At 72.2% G+C, this 19,032-nt stretch carries 19 protein-coding genes; 10 read left to right on the forward strand and 9 right to left on the reverse strand.

Going from position 1 to position 19,032, the window contains the following annotated elements; all coding sequences use genetic code 11:
- The first annotated feature begins 18 nt into the window (after positions 1–18).
- The 3 genes from ACI79C_RS04740 to ACI79C_RS04750 are packed head-to-tail and all read left to right on the forward strand — an operon-like array spanning position 19 to position 1,155.
- Complete coding sequence (locus tag ACI79C_RS04740) at positions 19–225, forward strand: hypothetical protein (protein ID WP_456944468.1); 207 nt, start codon at positions 19–21, stop codon at positions 223–225.
- Complete coding sequence (locus tag ACI79C_RS04745) at positions 218–691, forward strand: TadE/TadG family type IV pilus assembly protein (RefSeq protein WP_456944469.1); 474 nt, start codon at positions 218–220, stop codon at positions 689–691. The genes ACI79C_RS04740 and ACI79C_RS04745 overlap by 8 nt, the downstream gene beginning before the upstream one ends.
- A complete protein-coding gene (locus ACI79C_RS04750; RefSeq protein WP_456944470.1) occupies positions 688–1,155 on the forward strand; it encodes a hypothetical protein in 468 nt (155 codons plus the stop codon). Before ACI79C_RS04745 ends, ACI79C_RS04750 begins: the two co-directional genes overlap by 4 nt.
- Positions 1,156–1,181: 26 nt before the next feature.
- Here the strand turns inward: ACI79C_RS04750 and ACI79C_RS04755 are convergent, their stop codons facing one another.
- The 7 genes from ACI79C_RS04755 to ACI79C_RS04785 all read right to left on the reverse strand — a co-directional run bounded on the left by ACI79C_RS04755 (position 1,182) and on the right by ACI79C_RS04785 (position 8,979).
- Entirely contained in the window at positions 1,182–1,355 is a 174-nt protein-coding gene (locus tag ACI79C_RS04755; RefSeq protein ID WP_456944471.1) for a hypothetical protein, read from the reverse strand.
- Complete coding sequence (locus ACI79C_RS04760) at positions 1,352–1,492, reverse strand: hypothetical protein (protein WP_456944472.1); 141 nt, start codon at positions 1,490–1,492, stop codon at positions 1,352–1,354. The genes ACI79C_RS04755 and ACI79C_RS04760 overlap by 4 nt, the downstream gene beginning before the upstream one ends.
- Before the next feature lie 1,159 nt (positions 1,493–2,651).
- Positions 2,652–4,571, reverse strand: a complete 1,920-nt coding sequence (locus tag ACI79C_RS04765; RefSeq protein WP_456944473.1) for a hypothetical protein — start codon at positions 4,569–4,571, stop codon at positions 2,652–2,654.
- Positions 4,572–6,726: 2,155 nt separating this feature from the next.
- Positions 6,727–7,140, reverse strand: coding sequence for a type II toxin-antitoxin system VapC family toxin (locus tag ACI79C_RS04770; RefSeq protein ID WP_456944474.1), 414 nt, complete (start codon positions 7,138–7,140; stop codon positions 6,727–6,729).
- The gene (locus ACI79C_RS04775) at positions 7,137–7,379 is read right to left on the reverse strand and encodes a FitA-like ribbon-helix-helix domain-containing protein (protein ID WP_456944475.1); all 243 of its coding nucleotides are present in this window, start codon (positions 7,377–7,379) and stop codon (positions 7,137–7,139) included. Before ACI79C_RS04775 ends, ACI79C_RS04770 begins: the two co-directional genes overlap by 4 nt.
- A gap of 107 nt (positions 7,380–7,486) precedes the next feature.
- Positions 7,487–7,768 carry a hypothetical protein gene (locus ACI79C_RS04780; protein WP_456944476.1) on the reverse strand — a complete coding sequence of 94 codons (282 nt, stop codon included), beginning with the start codon at positions 7,766–7,768 and terminating at the stop codon, positions 7,487–7,489.
- Positions 7,769–7,836: 68 nt separating this feature from the next.
- The gene (locus tag ACI79C_RS04785) at positions 7,837–8,979 is read right to left on the reverse strand and encodes a M14 family metallopeptidase (protein WP_456944477.1); all 1,143 of its coding nucleotides are present in this window, start codon (positions 8,977–8,979) and stop codon (positions 7,837–7,839) included.
- Between the two features lie 249 nt (positions 8,980–9,228).
- On the opposite strand from ACI79C_RS04785, the gene ACI79C_RS04790 reads away from it, so the two are divergent.
- A complete protein-coding gene (locus ACI79C_RS04790; protein WP_456944478.1) occupies positions 9,229–9,924 on the forward strand; it encodes a peptidoglycan-binding domain-containing protein in 696 nt (231 codons plus the stop codon).
- 62 nt (positions 9,925–9,986) lie between these two features.
- Positions 9,987–10,262 carry a hypothetical protein gene (locus tag ACI79C_RS04795; RefSeq protein ID WP_456944479.1) on the forward strand — a complete coding sequence of 92 codons (276 nt, stop codon included), beginning with the start codon at positions 9,987–9,989 and terminating at the stop codon, positions 10,260–10,262.
- 16 nt (positions 10,263–10,278) lie between these two features.
- On the opposite strand, the gene ACI79C_RS04800 is transcribed toward ACI79C_RS04795, so the two are convergent.
- Complete coding sequence (locus ACI79C_RS04800; protein WP_456944480.1) at positions 10,279–10,956, reverse strand: hypothetical protein; 678 nt, start codon at positions 10,954–10,956, stop codon at positions 10,279–10,281.
- A gap of 388 nt (positions 10,957–11,344) precedes the next feature.
- On the opposite strand from ACI79C_RS04800, the gene ACI79C_RS04805 reads away from it, so the two are divergent.
- Together ACI79C_RS04805 and ACI79C_RS04810 are read left to right on the forward strand one after the other, a co-directional pair.
- On the forward strand, positions 11,345–12,367 hold the full coding sequence (locus ACI79C_RS04805) for a methyltransferase domain-containing protein (protein ID WP_456944531.1): 1,023 nt from the start codon (positions 11,345–11,347) through the stop codon (positions 12,365–12,367).
- Between the two features lie 78 nt (positions 12,368–12,445).
- A complete protein-coding gene (locus tag ACI79C_RS04810) occupies positions 12,446–15,118 on the forward strand; it encodes a putative bifunctional diguanylate cyclase/phosphodiesterase (RefSeq protein WP_456944481.1) in 2,673 nt (890 codons plus the stop codon).
- A gap of 7 nt (positions 15,119–15,125) precedes the next feature.
- Here the strand turns inward: ACI79C_RS04810 and ACI79C_RS04815 are convergent, their stop codons facing one another.
- Complete coding sequence (locus tag ACI79C_RS04815; protein WP_456944482.1) at positions 15,126–16,076, reverse strand: AraC-like ligand-binding domain-containing protein; 951 nt, start codon at positions 16,074–16,076, stop codon at positions 15,126–15,128.
- A 235-nt stretch (positions 16,077–16,311) separates the two neighbouring features.
- Here ACI79C_RS04815 and ACI79C_RS04820 point away from each other — a divergent pair, with 235 nt between their 5' ends.
- From ACI79C_RS04820 to ACI79C_RS04830, 3 genes are read left to right on the forward strand one after another with little or no spacing between them, the layout of a single operon-like run.
- Positions 16,312–17,133: an alpha/beta fold hydrolase gene (locus ACI79C_RS04820; protein WP_456944483.1), complete on the forward strand. Its 822-nt coding sequence runs from the start codon at positions 16,312–16,314 to the stop codon at positions 17,131–17,133.
- A 13-nt stretch (positions 17,134–17,146) separates the two neighbouring features.
- On the forward strand, positions 17,147–18,022 hold the full coding sequence (locus tag ACI79C_RS04825) for an alpha/beta hydrolase (protein ID WP_456944484.1): 876 nt from the start codon (positions 17,147–17,149) through the stop codon (positions 18,020–18,022).
- Positions 18,019–18,825: an MBL fold metallo-hydrolase gene (locus ACI79C_RS04830; protein ID WP_456944485.1), complete on the forward strand. Its 807-nt coding sequence runs from the start codon at positions 18,019–18,021 to the stop codon at positions 18,823–18,825. Before ACI79C_RS04825 ends, ACI79C_RS04830 begins: the two co-directional genes overlap by 4 nt.
- Positions 18,826–19,032 lie beyond the last annotated feature (207 nt).

Consider the following 19,032-nt stretch of genomic DNA (forward strand, 5'->3'; position numbering starts at 1 on the left):
CGACAGGAAGGACGACGGATGCCGGGCTTCACGGGGGTCCTCGCGGCGCTGGCCGCACTGGCCGAGCGGGTGCGGGGGGAGGATCCCGAGCGGGGCGACGTCCCGGGCTGGGTGATGATCACGGTGATGACGGCGGCCCTGGTGCTGGCCATCCTCATCCCGTTCCGCGAGGCGATCGTCTCGGCAGTGACCAACGCGCTGGACTCCGTCACGAGCGGTGGCTGAGGGAGGACCCCGTCCTCCCCACCCCTCGCTGCGCTCGGGGCGGGCCCCGGGACGGAGCCGTTCCATCACCTCACCGGACGACGGGGAGCGCGGCGCCGCGGTCGTCGAGTTCGTCTTCGTCTCGGTGCTGGTCGTGGTGTTGCTGCTGGCGGTGCTGCAGGTGGCGGTCTACGTGCACACCCGCAACGTGGTGACCGCCAGCGCCCAGGACGGCGCCCGGTTCGCGGCCAACGCCGATGTGCCGTCGTCCTCGGGTGCCGACCGCACGGTGGCGATCGTGGCGCGGGCGACGTCGGTGCAGACGGCCGAGGGGCTGGCGTGCACCGCGGGCGAGGAGGCCGATGTCAGTGGTCTGACGCTGGTCGTCGTCCGCTGCTCGGGGACGGTGCCCACGCTGCTGGCGGGGCTGGGCAACCTGCTGCCGCTGGAGGTCACCGGCCGGGCGGTCAAGGAGACCGCGGCATGAGGTGGCTGCGGGCGCGGCTGGGCCGGCTCGATGGGGAGCGCGGCTCGGCGCTGGTGGAGTTCGTGTTCATCGCGATCGTGGTGTTCGTGCCGCTGGTCTACATCGTGGCGGGGTTCTCGGCGGTGCAGCGCGGGGTGTTCGCCTCGACGGCGGCGGCGCGGGAGGCCGGACGGGCGATCGGCACCGCGCCGGACCCGGTCAGCGGTGCCGCCCGGGCCGAGGCGGCGGCGCGACTGGCGGTGGCCGACCAGTCCATCGACGCCACCGACGTCCGAGTGGCCTACGCGCCGGCCGGTGCCGGGTGTGACGCGGCCGGGGGTTACGCGCCGACGCTGACGCCGGGGGAGGAGTTCGCCGTCTGTGTGACGGTGACCGTGCGGATCCCTCTGCTGCCGGAGTTCATCGACGCCAACACCGCGACGGGGGAGTTCCTCGTCGAGCGCGACCGCTACATCGATGGCTGACGCCCCATGGGCTGCCTTGACCAGGGTCACTTCCCGGGTGGCGGGACGGGTTCCTCGACGCGGTCCCAGCTGTGGTGGCTGAAGACGACTTTGTGCGCGCCGTCGTAGATCACGAGGTGGCCGGTGGCGGTGAAGCTGAAGCGGGCGTCGTCTCCGTAGCGCATGACCTCGCCGTCGGCTCGGTGGAGATCGAAGCTCATCTCGAGGTCCTCTCGTCGGCGGCGGCAAGCAGGTGTTCCCGGAGGCGGAGGGCCCATCGACGGTGATGGGCCGCCCGCCATTGCAGCATGGCGACTTCGCGGCGCGGCTCGTCCTGCAACGACTCGAGATCGAGCATGGCCGCTGTCTCCTCGTGGAGGAGCATCTGGCGGTATTCCTCCGCGACCGCGGCGGAGTCGATGGCCCCTCGGGCAGAGGCGTGCGTTGATGGGCCGGGTTCTGACCGCATAGACGAAAGAGTGAGGTCAGGTGGAGTCGTCCGCCATGCGAGGCGGGCCCTGACCGTCCGGTACAGCAACCACCCATGCCCGAGTGAGCCAGACCTCCGCGGGACTTCGCCGCTGAGCAAGGCCGCGCAGCTGTGCGGCGGTCAGCTGGCACCTTGCGGTGCAGTCGAACTCAACCGGTTGGTCATCGATCCAACCCACTGCCGCGGTCCGTCCGCAGCTCGGGCAGATCTCCCAGGTGACCCGATCGCTCATGGATTCCCCCACCCACACGACCAATCGGTCGCGGGTTCGGCGCAGAGCCCCGGCCGCGCTGTTGGAGCCGAGGGCCCTGCAATCCGGGGTTACCCCTCACGTCAGCGCACGAACACCGAGGGCACGGCTGTCGACACCCGCAGAGGTCAGGCCGACAGTCGCCCGCTCGCGCAGCGCGCAGATCGGACCACCGCGGCAGTGTCGGAGGCCGCCACGTCGCCCGCTCGAGGATCTCCTCCCAGGGGCTCGGCGAGGTGCTCCCAGGCATGCGGCGTGCTCGCGGCCGTCGAGCAGCGTCACCCACAGGAGCCCCTGGTGCATGTCCTCGCCTGGCCCGTGCCTTGCGTTGCCACTGCAGCAGCGCACCTGACGGTCCGGGCTGACGGTCACGTAGGCGGGGCAGCGCTCGGCGCTCATGGGGCGGCAGCGCGTTGGCTCGCTTCCACGGTGGCGGTCCACTCGAAACAGACGCGTCCACGCTGGTCCGGGGCCTCGGCTCGGGCCGTGTCACGCTCCTGGATCGCCTGGGTATTCGCTCGAGGAGCCGTTCCACCTCATCGTCCAGGTCGTCGATCTTCTCCCGGCGGTCCGCGGACTGCGCCTGGGCGGTGTCCGCGCGAACTCCCGTTGAGGTAGAGCGAGGTCAGCCCTCGGATGGAGTCAGCGAGCGGTGGCGCCCCTGCTTGAGTAGGTCGCTGCCTCAGCGCCCCACGGATGGCCGGCCCAGGGTCGAGCCCCACAGTGGGCTCTGTCTCCGGATGTCCTTGACCCGTGTCTCGAGGACCCCGATGTCGGTCATCTCGTCGGCACCGGCCCGGAGCAGAGTGGGCACCCCTGGTGCGGCGGCGATGTCGCCTGGTGGCCGGATGTCGATGGAGCCCGGTCGGGAACGGGCTCGCCCGTCTCTGACGTCAGCGGGGCTGACCGGCGCGACGTGTACACCAGGTACATCGCCAGGCGCTGGTCCATCGCGGTCTGGGCGCCGGCGAAGAACCGAGAGCCCTGGGCATGGTCCCGGTGCACCTCGACGGCCACGTACAGCAGAGCGAAGACCGCCAGGATCACAGCGACGCGCAGCCACGGTTGAGGGAGAAGCGCTCCCTTCCAGATGTCCCCTCGTCTCTCCTGGCCGTCGCCGAAGATCCATCCCGCAGCGACCCGGGGCTTGACCGTGAGCTTGCAGATGAGGAAGAGAAGCGCCGCCGAGAGAAGGGTGAGGGGGGCGAGGACGAGCCCCTCGTACATGGCGAGCACCGCGATGGCGTTCAAGCGCGACCTACCCCGCAACGGCACGACGTGCTCGTCGCGTCGAGGGGCGATCCCCTTCCACTCGTCCACGAGCGACGACAGTGCTGCGTTGCCGGTGGCGGCTGATGCAGCAAGCTCTTCGAGCCTCGCGCGCTCGAAGGACACCTGCGCCCCCACGCGTGTCGCCGCGGTCCACAGGACGACCACCAGCACGGTGGCGAGCAGGAGGGCCAACAGGGCGGTCAACGCCGCTGGTGAGGCGAGGTGGGCGACCTGCCAGGTCTCCTGACTGAACGTGAAGAACGTGATGAAGACGACCAGCAGCGGCAGCCCTTCAGTCACCCCGCTGCCGATGTTGCGCAGGTTGTGGCGGGCTTCTCGTGCCGCCCAGATGGCCAGGCGGTCCAGGCCGAAACTCACGACGAAGACCGTGAGGGCCAGATACCCCAGGTGAACGAGGCTGGCGACCAGTAACGCGTCCAACCCCGTGACATAGGTCTCAAGGGGGTTGATGTAGATGTGGCCGTAGAACATGACGAGGAGGGGGTACGACGCCAGGGAGACCACCAGCAGCAGCGTGACGACGACTGCACTGCCGAGTCGCCACCCTCGAGCTCTCGACTCCTCGCCATCCGCCGATCGGCTACGCGCCATGCCCAGAACGGCCGCGCAGCACACGGCGGTCATCGCACCCGCTCCCACCACCATGGGATCGACGAACGTGTGCGGGAAGATCGCTGTCTCAGCGGCCAGGACGACGAGCAGGAGTGGTACGGCGGGAACGACCATCAGTGCTCCGGCCGACGGCGCTCCCTGGAATCCACCCGGGCTCTTGGAGGCGTGCAAGCAGGTGATGCCGATGAGGATGGCCGTCAGGAGCGCCGGCGTGGCCTGCGGGATGGCCTCAGGCCCGACGGGCGCGAACCGCGACCACAGTTCGGCGAAGGACGGGAAGATCGCTCCTTCCGCTGCGAACAGGATGACAGTCGCGATCGTGGTCCGTAGCAGGATCCGAGCCCGGCGCCCGGGAATGGCGCACACCCCCGGGCGCAGCAGTACCACTGACGCTCCCAGGAGCAGCAGGATCGTCAGGCCGTCGACCGACTCGTTGTTCAGACCGAGCGTCAGCCCGACGTGGTTCAGGTACAGCCCCACGACCAGACCCGAGCCCAACATCAGACACAGGTAGACCATCACCCAGACGAGAGCCCGGGCATGGGCCCAGCGTCTCGGCGTCTCGTGCGATCGACCGCCTTGCCAACGCAGCATCGCCACATAGGCGAGGACGAGCGGCGGTGCGGTGAGCAGGTGGAAGAGGGTCGGCGGGCTCCAGGGAGCCATGCCGAGCTCGAAGGCCACGAGGACCAGCAGCGGCGTGATCAGTGATCGCCACCGCTCTGCCGCGCTGTAGCGCTCAAGGAAGTGCGGCACGCCGTTGTCGATGAACCAGTCCTCTGCGGCTCTCATCGAGGCGTTCCCATGAGGCGTCCGCGAGGTGCGCATGGCCACCTCCGAGGGAGGTCAGCGGACCGGGAGGCAGGGAGCAGCGGCCGGTGAAGGGACGATGCCGTTCCGTTGCGCGAGTGTGCCGCTCGGGCCGGGAGGCGACAAGCCTTCCGGCCACCGCCGTCGACTCACTGCTGCGCCGCCTGCGGCGGCTCGCGCAGCCCGACGAGCTGGAGCGGAAAGCGCGTGACCGGGGCGTGGGCCGGTCATCACGATGCCGGGGTGGACCAGCCGTGGCCAGCGCGATCGCGCACCGCTGCAGCCCGTCGCCGCCCCCCTTCCCAACGAGAGCGTCCGCCAGCTGCTGGAGCGGCTCGGCGGCGCGGCATGCCCAGGTCGAGGCGGGCAACGCCTGGCCCGGTGGCGAGGTGGCCTTTGGATCAGGAGCACCTGGCCAAGGCAATTCGGTTACCGGATCAGCCGCGGTCTTCTCCGGGCGGCCACTACGCAGGCGGCATCCGTCGGAGCCTCGCCGGGGATCGGGGCCTGTGAGGCGCCGGTTCCGGGACGGGAGGTGCCCGCGTACCTGACGAATCTCACTGCCGGGGACTGGCCGGCCAGACGGTGCGGGATCGTTTGGCGCTGTGGACGTCGGCACGGCGCGTGTGGCATGAGCAGCACGGCAGGCCCGGTGGCCCGCTCGCTTCCCTGCGCCGTGAGTCCGTGGGTCCTGCAACCCCGAAGAGTTCGTCGCTCCAGTACGCAATGCGAGTCAACGGCGGTCCGCAGACAGTCCGCAGGGTGTCCGTATCCGGCCATCAACGGCCAACAAGTGTCCTTGCAGGCCAGATGGCCGGTCGAGTGCCTTCGAGCAGGTCAGCTACCCCCGCGTATGTCATGTCCGGGATGACGACGTGCATGCGATGACAAGGACACCCCGTCTCCTTTGCGGTCCCGGTCGTCTTTCCGGTGCGACCCGTCTGAACCAGGCACGTTTTGCCCACCCTCGACTCAGACCGCGCCGTCGTGGTTGAAGCAACGGCCAGGCTTAGCCAGGCTGTTCACAAGGCGGTCTGTGGCACTGCGGTGACGCCTCCGTGACGGCGGCGAACTACCTTCCACAGATACGTGGCGCGCAAGGGGCGGCACTACTGCCCTCCTAGCGCATACAGAAAGGAGGGAGCGCGTCACGGCCCCTCTGTCTACTTGCCGTGCAGGTCCTTCCTACTGATAGCGGTATGTTGCGGCCCTCCGCAATATCCCGAAGGAGGTTGCAAAATGGCCCGCCCTCAACCACACCCGCACCTCAAATTCTTGGTCGAGCGCTTCGAAGGAACGCCGTTCGTCAGGTTGAGCGGCTTCGTGGCCCCCTCTCCGGAGGGTGTTGTGCGGATTTCGCCAAGTCCGAGCGAGTTTGGCAGTTATATCGACGTGCCCGAAACCGCAGTCTTGCACTACGAGCAGTCGAGCGAGACAGACCCCGTAGTCATATTTCTGCATCCAGATGCGGGGATTCGCGTCGTGCAGGTGCGTACGGGTGGCCTAACTAAGGCTCTCGAGCGGGCTGCCAGTCGTGAGAAGATCGGGAGCCTCGCGAATGGAGGGGCCGCAGGAGGAGTCGCTGGGAAGTGTATCGATGAATACATTAGGGCATGCAAGGCCGATCCGATGGTGCCAGACCACTCGTGGTGCGACAGCAAGGATGCGCGGCTGGTCTATGGGTTACTGTGTGATATCGGAATAGAGCCGCTGCCCGAGGGCAATCAAGGGTAACTGTCAGGCTTGCGGATCGCTCAAGGCATGCAGGCCTGCTTCCGCGCCATTCGCTTCCGACGTCTGTGCGGTGCATGCATGTCCACCGGCGACGGTGTTTTTCTCATTGTTGGGCCTGTACGTCGACAGCGGTGGCGGTCGTCTTCCTGGTGCTGCCGGTCACCGTTCCCTTCGCCCTGTTCCCGGGGCTGATCAGCATCGTCCCGCTGGCGCGATGAGCCCGCGGACACGACAGGAAGGACGACGGATGCCGGGCTTCACGGAGGTCCTCGCGGCGCTGGCCGCACTGGCCGAGCGGGTGCGGGGGAAGGATCCCGAGCGGGCGAGGTCCCGGGCTGGGTGATGGTCACGGTGATGACGGCGGCCCTGGTGCTGGCCATCCTCAACCGTCGCCGCACCACGGTCATCCCCGTGCGATGGCCTCCTCGGGACTGAGCACGGGACAGCGGGGACCGTCGGCACGGCGCAGCCGGTCGTCCGCCGTGACCAGGGTCGCGTCGAGAGCCTCGGCCAGCGCGACGTACCAGGCGTCGTACACGGTCACGTTCTCCCGCAGGGCCCACACCCGCTCGAGGAACGGCTCGAACGGGTAGTGCCGCGAGCGCAGCCGTGAGGCGCGGACCGCAGCCGCACGGGCGTCGCCGGCGCTGAGCAGGCCCCGGAACGCCATGTTCCGCAGCGCGGAGGTGATCTCCGCACCGGCCACTGCCGGCAGGTGCAGCCAGGACTCCTCGGCGACGAGGGAACGGGCGCGATCACCGGCGACCCCGCGGACGGCCATCGCGTCGGTCACGACCGAAGCATCGAGCACCCTCACCGGCTCTCGCGTTCGGCCCGGACGAACTCGGCCGAGGAGGTGCCACTGAAGCCCTGACCAGAGCTGCGCTCGAGTTGCTGTCGCACCTCGGCGACCACCTCGGCCGGCGTCTGTGCGCGGGCGCCCTCGACGAGCTCTGCCAGGAGGAACTCCTGCAGGCTCATGCCGGCGTCCGCGGCCCGACGCCGATACGTCCGGTGGACGTCCTCGGGGACGTCTCGGATCTGGATCGTGGGCATGCATGCAGATTAGCGCTGGGTGCGCCACTGTGCCTGCCGCCCGTCCGCGCAGGACAGGGGACGCCAGTGCGCAGGGAGGACCGGCCGGGGGACGGCGAGGTGGCGGGTCACCCGCCGCCCCCCGGGGGCTCCGGTTCCTCGTCCTCGGTCGGTGGCCGGGCCTGCATCCGGGCCACGTACTGCGCTGCGGTGGCCCAGCGGTCGACCCGGGCCAACCGCCGCCGCTCCAGCTCGCGGAGCCGGCTCTCCGGCGCGGCGACGACGAGGTGGTCGGCGGAACGCTCCCAGACGTCGAGTCCCAGGGGCATGCCGAGCAGTTCCGCGACGCTGGTGCCGGTCTCCGGCGTCACGCGGGCGACCACCGGCTCGTCGCCCTCGCCCGTGTTCACCGGCTTGCAGCGCCGGGGGCCCGCCTCGCCGCGAGGCTGCACGTGGGCTCTGGCCGCTTCATGACAGGTCAGTGCTCCGGTCGCTCGAGCGTGTGCCGGATGAACTCCAACGCCGCGGGGCGGTTCTCCTCCCAGCAGGGCTGGATCTGGCTGGCCGGCAGGATGAACCCGCCCTCCGCCGCGGAGGCCGGGCGCAGTTCGACGGTGACGGACACGGCGTCGTACTCGCCGTAGGTCCAGTCAGTGGTGTCACCCGCCGTCGGGTACAGCTCCGAGGACTGCTGCGCGGTGTAGGTCCTCCCGTGCACCTTCCGGATGAGCTGCTCCATGTCCTGGGCGAGGTCGCGGTGCTCACCCAGGTCGGCCTCGTCCTCGATCGGCTCGGACGTGTAGCCCCACGGGTACAGGATCAGCTGCGAGTAGCTGTGGTAGGTGAGGACGCCGCTGAAGAGCTGCCGGGCGACGAGGTCCCGCACCGCGCGCACCTCGGGCTCCGAGAAGGCCCGGGGGCCGACGTACGTCTCGTCCGAGGGGACGTGACTGGAGGTGCTGATGTCGAGCGTGCCCCACATGTAGCCGTAGTTGCGGTTCGGGTCGACGCCCACGCTGCCGTCCCGGTTCCGTCGCCGGTTCTTGCGCCACAGGCGGAAGTCGGTGCGGGAGAACTCGTGGCCGTCCGGGTTGACCATCGGCGCCACCCACACCTCGCCCCGCTGCAGCCAGTCCCGCACCGGGTCCGACGACGAGTTCTCCAGCAGGTGCTCGGCCAGCCGGTAGGGGACCTCGACGGAGATCCACTCCCGCGCGTGGTGACAGCCGAGGAAGGCGACCTTGCGGGTGCTGCCCCGGCGCTCGCCGATGCGCAGAGCCCACAGCGGCCGCCCCTCGACGCTGCGGCCGATCTCGTGCAACTCGGCGATCTCCGGGTGCTCCTCGGCCAGGCGCCGCATGTCCTGCTCCAGGCTCGCCGCCGTGTGGTAGCCGGTCGCCGCGGCGTCGGTCGCGAAGGTCGACAGGTAGGGCTCGAGCATCTGCACCTGCTCCACGCCGTACCCCATGGCCTCCAGCCGGGCGGCCTGGGCCTCGTCGGCCTGCAGCACCAGGTGGTCGGACCTGACCTCCCACACGTCCAGGCCGAGGGGTGCGGTGAGGAGCCGAGCCAGCGGGGCTCGCGCGCTGGTGGACGTGACTCTCGCGATCAGGCGCGCCATCGGTCTCTCCTGCTCTGCGGAGGGTGCACCGGCGCAATGCGCGTCTCCTCAGCCTGACAGCAAGAGCTCGTTCCCGGGAGCCCCACCGGACGAGGAGCCGCAGCGCCGTGCGCGAGCACGAAGCAGAGGCCGACGACGTCGCGCGAGATACACCCACGACTGCACCCGGCGCGGTCGGGCGGGTCGCGACCAGAGCTGCGGGAGGTGCACGTAATGGCCCCGTGACGGCGCGAGAGTTCGGTGGTGTGCATGACCGAACTCTTGGGACAGGCGATCTCGGGCACCCTGACGACGGGCCCGATCGAGGAGGCAGGGACGCACCACGTCGGCCGGACCTTCCTCGTGGGTGTCCGCGCCGGCCGGAACAAGGACTTCGACCGGCTCGTCTTCGACTTCGAGGGTCCGGCGCCCGGGTTCCGCGTTCGGTACGTGGACCAGCTGATCGAGGACGGTTCCGGCCGGCCCATCCCCCTCCGCGGTCGGGCCGTCGTCGAAGTCACCTTGCAGCCTGCGGCCGCGCACCGGGACGACGGCACCCCGACGCGGACCGGCCCGCTACCCGACGTGACGGGGTTCGCGGCGTTCCGTCAGATCGCCGACGCGGGTGACTTCGAGGGCGTCCTCACCTGGGGGATCGGAGTGGCCGCCGAGACCGGGCTCCGAGCCACCACGCTCAGCGGCCCGACCCGCGTCGCCGTCGACGTCGTCCACGCGCAGCCCGGGACCGGGGACCAGCTGCTCCGCCGCGGTGACCGCGGAGCTGCGGTGGCGACCTGGCAGTGGCGTCTCGTCCAGGCCCTCGACCGGCGTCTCGACGTCGACGAGGTCTTCGGGTCGATGACGGAGCAGGCGACGCGCGACTTCCAGAGCGCTCAGGGGCTCGCCACCGACGGTGTGGTCGGGCCGCGCACCCGTGCCGCGATGGTGCGCGCCCTGGGTCTATGACGCGCGCGGGGATGGCCCGCCGACAGCGAGGGGTGTCCCCCTCAGCGGCGGCGCGGGTGGCGGTGGCTGACCAGTCGACCGACGCCGCCGACGTCCGGGTGGCCTACGCGCCGGCCGGTGCCGGGCGCGACGCGGCCGGCGAGTACGCGCCGACGCTGAGCCCGGGGGAGGAGTTCGCCGTCTGCGTCACCGTGACCGTGCGGATCCCGCTGCTGCCGGAGTTCATCGACGCCAACACCGCGACAGGGGAGTTCCTCGTCGAGCGCGACCGCTACGTCGACGGCCGAGAGCACACGACGGCCGCCCGTTCGGAGGAGCGGGCGGCCATCGCGTGGTGACCGGGAGATGCCAGTACTACCGGACCTGGACGGAGTCGCCGACCGGGACCGAACCGGCAGCCACCGAATTGCCGCCGTAGTGCAGCCGCCAGATCCCGGTGGCGCTGGCCGTCGCGGTGGTGTTGACCCAGCCGTTGCGGTCTGTCTTCACGGTCTTGACGGTCCGGTACGTGCCGTTGAGGGTCCGGTACTGGACCTGGATGGTGCGTCCGGCGTAGCCCACGTAGGCCATGCGGTCCCAGTCCGCGACGAGCAGGCGACCCTTGACGGTGATCTGGCTGCCCTTCCTCGCCGGCTCCGGGCTCGCGTTGAAGGTGCCGCTCTGCCATGTCGTGCGGCGTAGCAAGGAGAAGCCGTCGACGAAGGTCCGTTCGGTGGTGACCCAGTCGCCGTTCTCCGCCTCGACGATCACGTCCTTGGGTCCTGCGTTGCTGTTCCAGTAGAGGTTCGGGTTGAACGTCTCCTGGGGGTAGTAAGTAGACGCATAGAACTCGGAGCCGGCGTGATCGACGTTCCAGTAGTCCACAGACCAGCAACCCGACGTCGAGACACCGAAGGTCCGCGTGACGGGGGAGAGGCCCACGACCACGGACCGGGGGCTGAAGTTGGTGATCGTGCAGCGGACGTCGGCCTGGGCCGGCGCTGCCACTGCGACGCCTCCTACCGTGAGCCCAAGAGTGGCCAGCACTGCCACCAGGCGCTTCCTCATGTCTGCCGTTCCTGTCCGATGTCAGGCGATCACTCGCTGTACAAGTCGGACCGGAAGCTAGGACGCTGCCGGGCGGGTGGAGCCGTGACACACCCGGCAGCGCCGACACCGTTACCGGAACAGACGGGTCCGGTAACGCCTGCAACTCCCGTCGCTGCGGTGACAGGCGCACAGGCGGCCCAGTTGCGGTCCCGCGCAAGCAGCTGGAGGGGTCGGCTCATCTGATGTGTGGACGAGCGCCCCTCGTCCAGGTCGGCGGCAGGAACGCTCCGTCGCGGTCCCGCCCGGCCGCCGGAGCACAGGTGCTGGCGGAACCGGCCGAGCGGCGGCCACAGTGGCGCGGACTCCGAGGGAGGAGGCCACCGTGCCGAGGATGCTCAGCGCGCGGGCGACGGTGCAACTGCTGCGCGCCGGTGACCTGCGGGCCCGGCTGCGGGCGACGCGCGAGGGGCTGGCCGCCGTCCGCCTCTCCCTGGTCGCCGCCGCGCTGGAGACCGGCGTCCTCGACGCGCTCGCCGACCGGCCCGGCTCCACCGACGACCTCGTCCGCCGCACCGGCGCTGGCGACCCGGAGCTGTGCGCGGCGTTCCTGCGCGTCGTCGCCGCAGCCGGCCTGGTGCGGGGGGACGACGCCGCCTGGGAGCTGACCCGGCAGGGCCGCGCCGTCGTCCGCGACGACCTGGCGCGCGCCACGTACGAGGCCTTCGCCGGGTTCCACACCGGTGTCTACCGGGAGCTGCGGACCCAGCTGGCCGGCGGCCCACCGCGCCGCGACGTCGCCGAGCGCGGCGCCCTCATCGCCCGCGTCTCCGCCGCCTTCGAGCCGTTCGTCCACGACCTGCTGACCCGCACCGTCGCCGAGCGGCGGCCGCGGCGGGTCCTCGACGTCGGGTGCGGCACCGGGCTGGAGCTCGCCGCGATGCTGGCCGCGGCGCCGGAGGCAGTGGGGGTCGGGGTGGACGTCGACGCCGACGCCGTCCCCCTCGCCGAGCGCACCCTCGCCCGGCGCGGGCTCGACGAGCGGGCACAGGTCCTGCGGGCCGACGTCCGCGAGCTGGCCGGACGGGTCGACCCGGTCGACCTGGCCCTGCTGGCCAACGTCGTCTACTACGTGGCCGCCGACGAGCGGGTCGCGCTGCTGCGCGCGGTCGCCGACCTGCTCGTCCCCGGCGGGGTCCTCGTGGTGATCACCACCGTCGCGACGCCGCACCTGTTCAGCCGGCACTTCGACCTGCTGCTGCGCGCGCAGGAGGGCGCCATGGAGCTGCCCGACACCGGCGCGCTGCTCGCCCAGCTGACCGCGGCCGGTCTCCGCCCGGGGCCCCCGCTGCGGATCGCCCCCGGCACTCCGCTGGTCGCCGTCGTCGCGACGGCACCGGGTCACCCGCGGGGGTGAGGTCCCGCCTCCGCCGGTACAGCCGCCCGGCCGCCGCGTCGATGCCACCGCCGACGGACGAGGAAGAGGCGGTGGCGCGTGAGCGCAGGAGTGCTCCAGCACGGGAGCCGGCGGAGGCCGGCGTCGCGGGTCTGCCTGGCGCTGGTCGCGGTCGCCCTGGCCGCCCACGCCGCCTCCTACGGGACGGGGACGGCCGACGGCATCTACCTGGCCGTGATGACCGCGGCCTCACTGCTGGCCTGGCGGGGCGCGCTGCGGCAGGGCCGGCGCTCTGCCGCCGTGCTCGTGGCCCTCGGCGTCACCCTCACCACCCTCGGCGACGTGGTGTGGTTCCTCTACAGCTGGGCGGGGCAGATCCAGGACGTCTCCGTCGCCGACGTCGCCTACCTCGGCGGCTACCTCGCCCTGGCCCTCGGCCTGGTGCGGATGGCCAACAGCGGTGGCCGCTCGCGGGGGCAGCAGTTCGACGGCTGGCTCGACGGGGCCGGCGTCTTCGTCGCGATGCTCATGCTCGTCTGGCAGCTGTCGGTCGCCGGCACGATCACCGACAACACCCTCCCCGTGCTCACCCGCATCGTCTGGGCGTTCTACCCGGCGCTGGACGCCGCGTTCATCGGCCTGGTCTTCCGCCTGGTCGCCACCCGGACCCGCGGGGAGCGCGCACCGCTCGCCGTCGCCGCCGGCGCCGCCTGCTGGCTCGTCTCCGACCTGGGCTTCCTGCTCATGGCCGACCCCGAGATCGCCAGCGTCTGGTTCGACACCGGCTGGCTGCTCGGGGCGCTGCTGCTCGCGGTCGCGGCCGGCTCCCCTCCCCGTCCGGAGCACGGCGCGACCGAGCCGGCCGACGCCGTCCCGTCGCTGGCCCGCCTCGCGGTCAGCCTCGGCGCGCTGCTCGTGCCCGCCGGCCTGGAGGTGCTCCGCGGGATCACCGGGGCCAAGGGGGCACCGGTCACCGTCTTCGGCGGCACCCTCGTCCTCGCCCTGCTGGTCTTCGTCCGGGTCAGCCGCGTGCTGCGGGCCGAGGCGGCCACCCGGGCGCTGGTCCACTCGCAGCAGCGGTACAGCGCCGCCCTCGCGCGGCACTCCTCGGACGCCGTCGCCGTCCTCACCGCGGACGGCCGGCTGCTCAGCGACCCCGCCACCCTGCGCAGCGTCCTCGGCGCAGGGGCCCCGGCCGAGCTGACTGCCGGAGACCTCGTGCGGCTGTCCGGGGTCGACCGCGACGAGGCCCGCCGGGTGTTCGCGCAGGCGCTGGCCGCCGGCGGGGCCGTCGTCGATGCCGAGCTGACCTGCCGCCGCGACGGCGAACAGCGCTGGCTCGGAGTCCGGCTGGCCGATCTGAGCACCGACCCTGACGTGGGCGGCGTCGTCGTGCACCTGACCGACATCACCGCCCGCAAGCGCGCCGAGGAGGCGCTGACCCACCAGGCCTTCCACGACACCCTCACCAGCCTGGCCAACCGCGCGCTGTTCGCCGACCGGGTCGGCCAGGCGCTGCGCCGCCGCGCCCGGGGCGACGTCTCCGCGGCGGTCGTCTTCATCGACCTCGACGGCTTCAAGGCGGTCAACGACACCCTCGGCCACCAGGCCGGCGACGAGCTGCTGCGGGAGGTCGCCGCCCGGCTGCGGTCGGCCGTGCGCGCCGGGGACACCGTCGCCCGGCTGGGCGGCGACGAGTTCGCCGTCCTCGTCGAGGGCACCGGCGACGGCGGGAGCGAGGCCGGTGTCACGGCCGACCGCGTGCTCGCCGTCCTGGCCGAGCCGATGCTGCTGGCCGGCCAGCAGGTCAGGATCAGCGGCAGCGTGGGCATCGCGGTGGCCGCCGAGGACGCCACGGGCGAGTCGCTGGTCCGGGACGCCGACATCGCCATGTACGCGGCGAAGGTCTCCGGTCGCGGGCGCTCCGTCGTCTTCGACCCCGACATGCGGGCGGCCGCCGTCGAGCGGCGCCACCTGGAGCAGGAGCTGACCGGCGCGCTCGCCGCCGAGCAGTTCCGGCTGGTCTACCAGCCCGTCGTCGACCTGGCCGACCAGCGGGTGCGCGGGTTCGAGGCGTTGCTGCGCTGGCAGTCGCCCACCCTCGGCGCCGTGCCGCCGATGCGGTTCGTCCCCGTCGCCGAGGACCTCGGCCTCATCGGGGACATCGGCGGCTGGGTGCTGCGCGAGGCGTGCCGGACCGCCGCCGCCTGGCGCCGCGAGCACCCCGCCGCCGCGGACACCACCATGTCGGTCAACGTCTCGGCCGTGCAGCTGGCCTCGCCGGACCTGCTCGACCAGGTGCGCGACGCGCTGTCGGCCAGCGGCCTGCCGGCGTCGGCCCTGGTCCTGGAGGTCACCGAGACCGCGCTCGTGGGCAACCCGGAGCGCGCCGCGGAGTCCCTCTCCGCGCTGCGGGCGCTGGGCGTGCGGGTCGCGCTCGACGACTTCGGCACGGGCTACTCGTCGCTGGGCTACCTGCAGCAGTTCACCGTCGACGTCCTCAAGATCGACCGGTCCTTCGTCGCCACGATCACCGGCGAGGAGGAGATGCCGCCGATCGTCCGCGGCCTGGTCGACCTCGGCCGCGCCCTGGACCTCGAGGTCGTCGCCGAGGGCGTGGAGTCGGAGGCCCAGCGCGCCCGGCTGCTCGACGGCCGCTGCGCGGTCGGCCAGGGCTACCTGTTCGCCCGGCCGCTGGAGGCCACGGACGCCGAGCTGCTGCTGCTCGGCCAGCGCCCGCAGACCCCGGCCGCGGAGCTGCCCCGCACCTGACCCGGCGTCAGCCGGCCGCGGTGCGCTGCCACTCCCGCGGGGTCGTCCCGAACGCCGCACGGAACCGCCGGGTGAAGTGGCTCGGGTCGGCGAACCCGCAGGCGCGGGCGGTCGCCGCGATGGACCGCCGTCTCCCGGACGGCGACACCAGCCGCGCCCGCGCCAGCTCCAGCCGCTCCCGGATCACGGTCTGCTCCAGGCTCACCCCGGCGTCGGCGCAGGCCTTGTACAGCTGGCGCACCGACACGTTGTGCGCCGCGGCGATCCGCTCCGGCGTGAGCTCCGGATCGGTCAGGTGCCGGTGGACGTGGGCCAGCACCCGGGTCACCAGCGTCTCGGCGCGCACCGCCGCGGCCAGCCGGTCGGGTGCGGCGGCCGACACCAGCAGCGCCCGCACCAGCTCGGTCGTCGCCGTCCCCACCGCCGCCGCACCGGGGTCCCCGGCGATGCGGTCGGCGTCCCGGGCCAGCCGGACGAGGTGGTCGCGCACCAGGTCGTGCAGCGGGCTGGCGCGCAACCGCGGCGCCGCCGCCCGGACGACGGCGGCCGGCACCCCGAGCCGCTCGGCGGGCACCTGGAAGGCCCGCGAGCCGCCCGCGCCCGACCAGGAGAACGCGTAGGGCTCGGCGAGGTCGTTCACCATCAGTTCCCCGGCGCCCACCAGGCGGTCGGTGCCGAACTGGCTGAACTCGCCCACCCCGCGCAACTGCACGGCGAGGGCCACGACCGGGGTGCTCTCCATCCGGACGTGCCGGTCGTCGCGCACGAGCCGGAAGCCCGAGGAGTCGGTGGTGAACAGGTTCGCCTCGCCGTAGTGCCACAGGTGCATGCGCGTGCGCAGCTCCCGCGTCGGGCCCAGGTGCTCGATCCGGCAGGGCACCGACGCCTGGCCGAACGCGGCGCGGAAGGCGTCGGCCCGCTCCTCGGGTGGCAGCGCGGCGGTGTCGAGCAGGAGCATCGGGACCCCCTCGGGGACGCACGAGGACGGGAGCCGACGGACCTCGTCGTGCGCCGGACCTGGGAAGCGCGCGCGACGAGTCTGGCAGCGCGGACCGCCGGGGAGAAGGGCCGTCCGGCCGGACCCGGCGTGCAGGCAGGGGCCAGAGGTGTGCAGCGAGGGTCCAGCAGCGCCGACGGCGTCCTGCCAGGCTGCGCCGCGGGAGGCAGCCGAGACCACCGACGGGAGCTGCGAGATGACCGCGTTCACGACCTCCGACGGCACGGACATCTTCTTCAAGGACTGGGGCTCGGGGCAGCCGGTCGTGTTCAGCCACGGCTGGCCGCTGTGCGCCGACGCCTGGGACCGGCAGATGTTCGCCATGGCCTCGAACGGCTTCCGCGCCGTCGCCCACGACCGCCGCGGACACGGCCGGTCGAGCCAGCCGTGGGACGGCAACGACATGGACACCTACGCCGACGACCTGGCCGCGCTCATCGAGTGGCTGGACCTGCGCGACGTGATCCTGGTCGGGCACTCCACCGGCGGCGGCGAGGTCACCCGCTACATGGGCCGCCACGGCACCGGCCGGGTCGCCAAGGCCGTGCTGCTCGGTGCCATCCCGCCCACCATGCTCCGGACCGACGCCAACCCCGAGGGCCTGCCCATCGAGGTCTTCGACGAGATCCGGGCCGGCGTCCTGGGCGGGCGCTCGGAGTACTACCGCCAGCTGGCGATCCCGTTCTACGGGCCCAACCGGCCCGGCAGCGAGGTCCCCCAGGGCCAGCTCGACGACTTCTGGCGGATGAGCATGATGGCCGGCCTCAAGGGCGCCCACGACTGCATCCGCCAGTTCAGCGAGAGCGACTTCACCGCGGACCTCGCGCGCATCGACGTCCCGGTGCTCGTCGCGCACGGCGACGACGACCAGATCGTGCCGTTCGCCGACTCCGCGCCGAAGACGGCGGAGCTGCTCAAGAACGCCGAGCTCAGGGTGTACCCGGGCCAGCCGCACGGCCTCACCGGGGCGCACGAGCAGGAGTTCACCGCCGACCTGCTCGCCTTCGCGCGCGCCTGACCGAGGAGCCGACATGACCGACGCCGTCCCCACCCCGCGCCCGGCCGAGGGCCCGCCTCCCGGCACCCCCGACACGATCGTGCTCGTCCACGGCTTCTGGGTGACCCCGCGCAGCTGGGAGAACTGGAAGGCGCGCTACGAGCGCCGCGGCTACCGGGTGCTCACCCCGGCCTACCCCGGCTTCGAGGTCGAGGTGGAGGCGCTCAACGCCGACCCCACGCCGATCGCCGAGGTGACTCTGCCGCAGATCGTCGCGCACCTGGAGTCGGTGCTCGGGGAGCTGGACCGCCCGCCGATCCTGATCGGCCACTCCGCCGGGGGCACGCTCGTGCAACTCCTGCTGGACCGGGGCCACGGCGCGGTGGGCGTCACCCTGAACTCCGCGCCGACCGAGGGGGTGCGGGTGCTGCCGCTCTCGCAGCTGCGGTCGGTGTTCACGGCCTTCAAGAACCCGGCCAACCGGCACCGCGCGGTGCCCCTGACCCTCGAGCAGTGGCACTACGCGTTCACCAACACCTTCAGCGAGGAGGAGTCGCGCCGGCTGTACGAGCGCTACGCGATCCCCGCGCCCGGGCGGATCCTGTGGAGCACGGTGCTGGCGAACTTCATGCCCGGCCCGCAGGACGCCGCGGTCGACTACGCCAACGACGCCCGGCCGCCGCTGCTGTTCGTCTCCGGCGGCGAGGACCACATCATGCCGCCGAGCGTGCAGCGGTCGAACGCCAAGCACTACCGGTCGCCGCGGACGGTCACCGAACTCCGGGAGTACGCCGGCTACGCACACCTGCTGCCCGCCCAGGAGGGCTGGGAGGAGATCGCCGACACCGTGCTCGAGTGGGCGGTCACGCACGCCCGGGGGAGCCGGCCCGAGGTCGCCGGCGCCCAGTGACCGCCGGGCCGGGGGACACCGTCCGGCTCACCCACGTCGGCGGGCCGACCGTGCTGATCGAGGTCGGTGGCTGGCGTCTGCTCACCGACCCGACGCTGGATCCACCCGGCCGGCGGTACGCCTTCGGCTGGGGGAGCTCCTCGCGGAAGGTGCACGGGCCGGCGGTCGGCGTCGACGACCTGGTGCCGGTGGACGCCGTCCTGCTCAGCCACGACACCCACGGCGACAACCTCGACGACGCCGGCCGGGCGCTCCTGCCCTCGGCCGGCGTCGTCGTGACCACCCCCTCCGGCGCGCGACGGCTGGGCGGCACCGCGCGCGGGCTGCCGCCCTGGGCCACCACGACGCTCACCGCGCCCGGCCGCCCGGCCATCGAGGTCACCGCGACCCCCGCCCGGCACGGCCCGCCGCTGAGCCGACCGATCAGCGGCGAGGTGACCGGCTTCGCGCTCCGCTGGGAGGGGCAGGCCGACGGCGTGCTCTGGATCTCGGGGGACACCGTCCTGTTCGACGGCGTCCGCCGGGTGGCCGAGCGCCTGCGGGTCGGCACCGCGCTGCTGCACCTGGGCGGGGTGCGCTTCCCGGTGACCGGGCCGGTCCGCTGGTCGATGACCGGCCGCGACGCGGTGGAGCTGTGCCGGCTGCTGCGCCCCCGCACCGCCGTCCCGGTGCACTACGAGGGCTGGACGCACTTCCGGCAGGGGCGCTCGGCGGCCGAGCGGCAGCTCGCCGCGGGGCCGGCCGAGGTGCGCGAGCGGTTCCGCTGGCTGCCCGCGGGGCTCCCCGTGGAGCTGCCGGCCTGAGCCCCCCGCCGGGTGCCGGCGACGTGCAGCCACCCGCCGGATGTGACTGTGCGTGATTCTCGGAGCTCGGACGCCCGTCACTGAACGTGATCGGCGCGCCGGGAGTGGAGTGACGGGGCGCGACCCGCTCGTTCAGGTGGATGCGCTGCTCAACCAACAGTCGTGGGCTGGTTGACCGGTGACCGGTGACACACGGTTCTGGGCTCG

This window comes from Geodermatophilus sp. SYSU D00697, from assembly GCF_054050175.1.

Bases quoted from the DNA above. Each gene is read 5' to 3' on its own strand.
- ACI79C_RS04760 (WP_456944472.1), bottom strand. From the start codon at position 1,492: ATGCTCGATCTCGAGTCGTTGCAGGACGAGCCGCGCCGCGAAGTCGCC.
- ACI79C_RS04815 (WP_456944482.1), bottom strand. From the start codon at position 16,076: ATGCTCCTGCTCGACACCGCCGCGCTGCCACCCGAGGAGCGGGCCGAC.
- ACI79C_RS04820 (WP_456944483.1), top strand. From the start codon at position 16,312: ATGACCGCGTTCACGACCTCCGACGGCACGGACATCTTCTTCAAGGAC.
- ACI79C_RS04765 (WP_456944473.1), bottom strand. From the start codon at position 4,571: ATGAGAGCCGCAGAGGACTGGTTCATCGACAACGGCGTGCCGCACTTC.
- ACI79C_RS04805 (WP_456944531.1), top strand. From the start codon at position 11,345: ATGCTCAGCGCGCGGGCGACGGTGCAACTGCTGCGCGCCGGTGACCTG.
- ACI79C_RS04750 (WP_456944470.1), top strand. From the start codon at position 688: ATGAGGTGGCTGCGGGCGCGGCTGGGCCGGCTCGATGGGGAGCGCGGC.
- ACI79C_RS04785 (WP_456944477.1), bottom strand. From the start codon at position 8,979: ATGGCGCGCCTGATCGCGAGAGTCACGTCCACCAGCGCGCGAGCCCCG.
- ACI79C_RS04755 (WP_456944471.1), bottom strand. From the start codon at position 1,355: ATGAGCTTCGATCTCCACCGAGCCGACGGCGAGGTCATGCGCTACGGA.
- ACI79C_RS04790 (WP_456944478.1), top strand. From the start codon at position 9,229: ATGACCGAACTCTTGGGACAGGCGATCTCGGGCACCCTGACGACGGGC.
- ACI79C_RS04775 (WP_456944475.1), bottom strand. From the start codon at position 7,379: ATGCCCACGATCCAGATCCGAGACGTCCCCGAGGACGTCCACCGGACG.
- ACI79C_RS04740 (WP_456944468.1), top strand. From the start codon at position 19: ATGCCGGGCTTCACGGGGGTCCTCGCGGCGCTGGCCGCACTGGCCGAG.
- ACI79C_RS04825 (WP_456944484.1), top strand. From the start codon at position 17,147: ATGACCGACGCCGTCCCCACCCCGCGCCCGGCCGAGGGCCCGCCTCCC.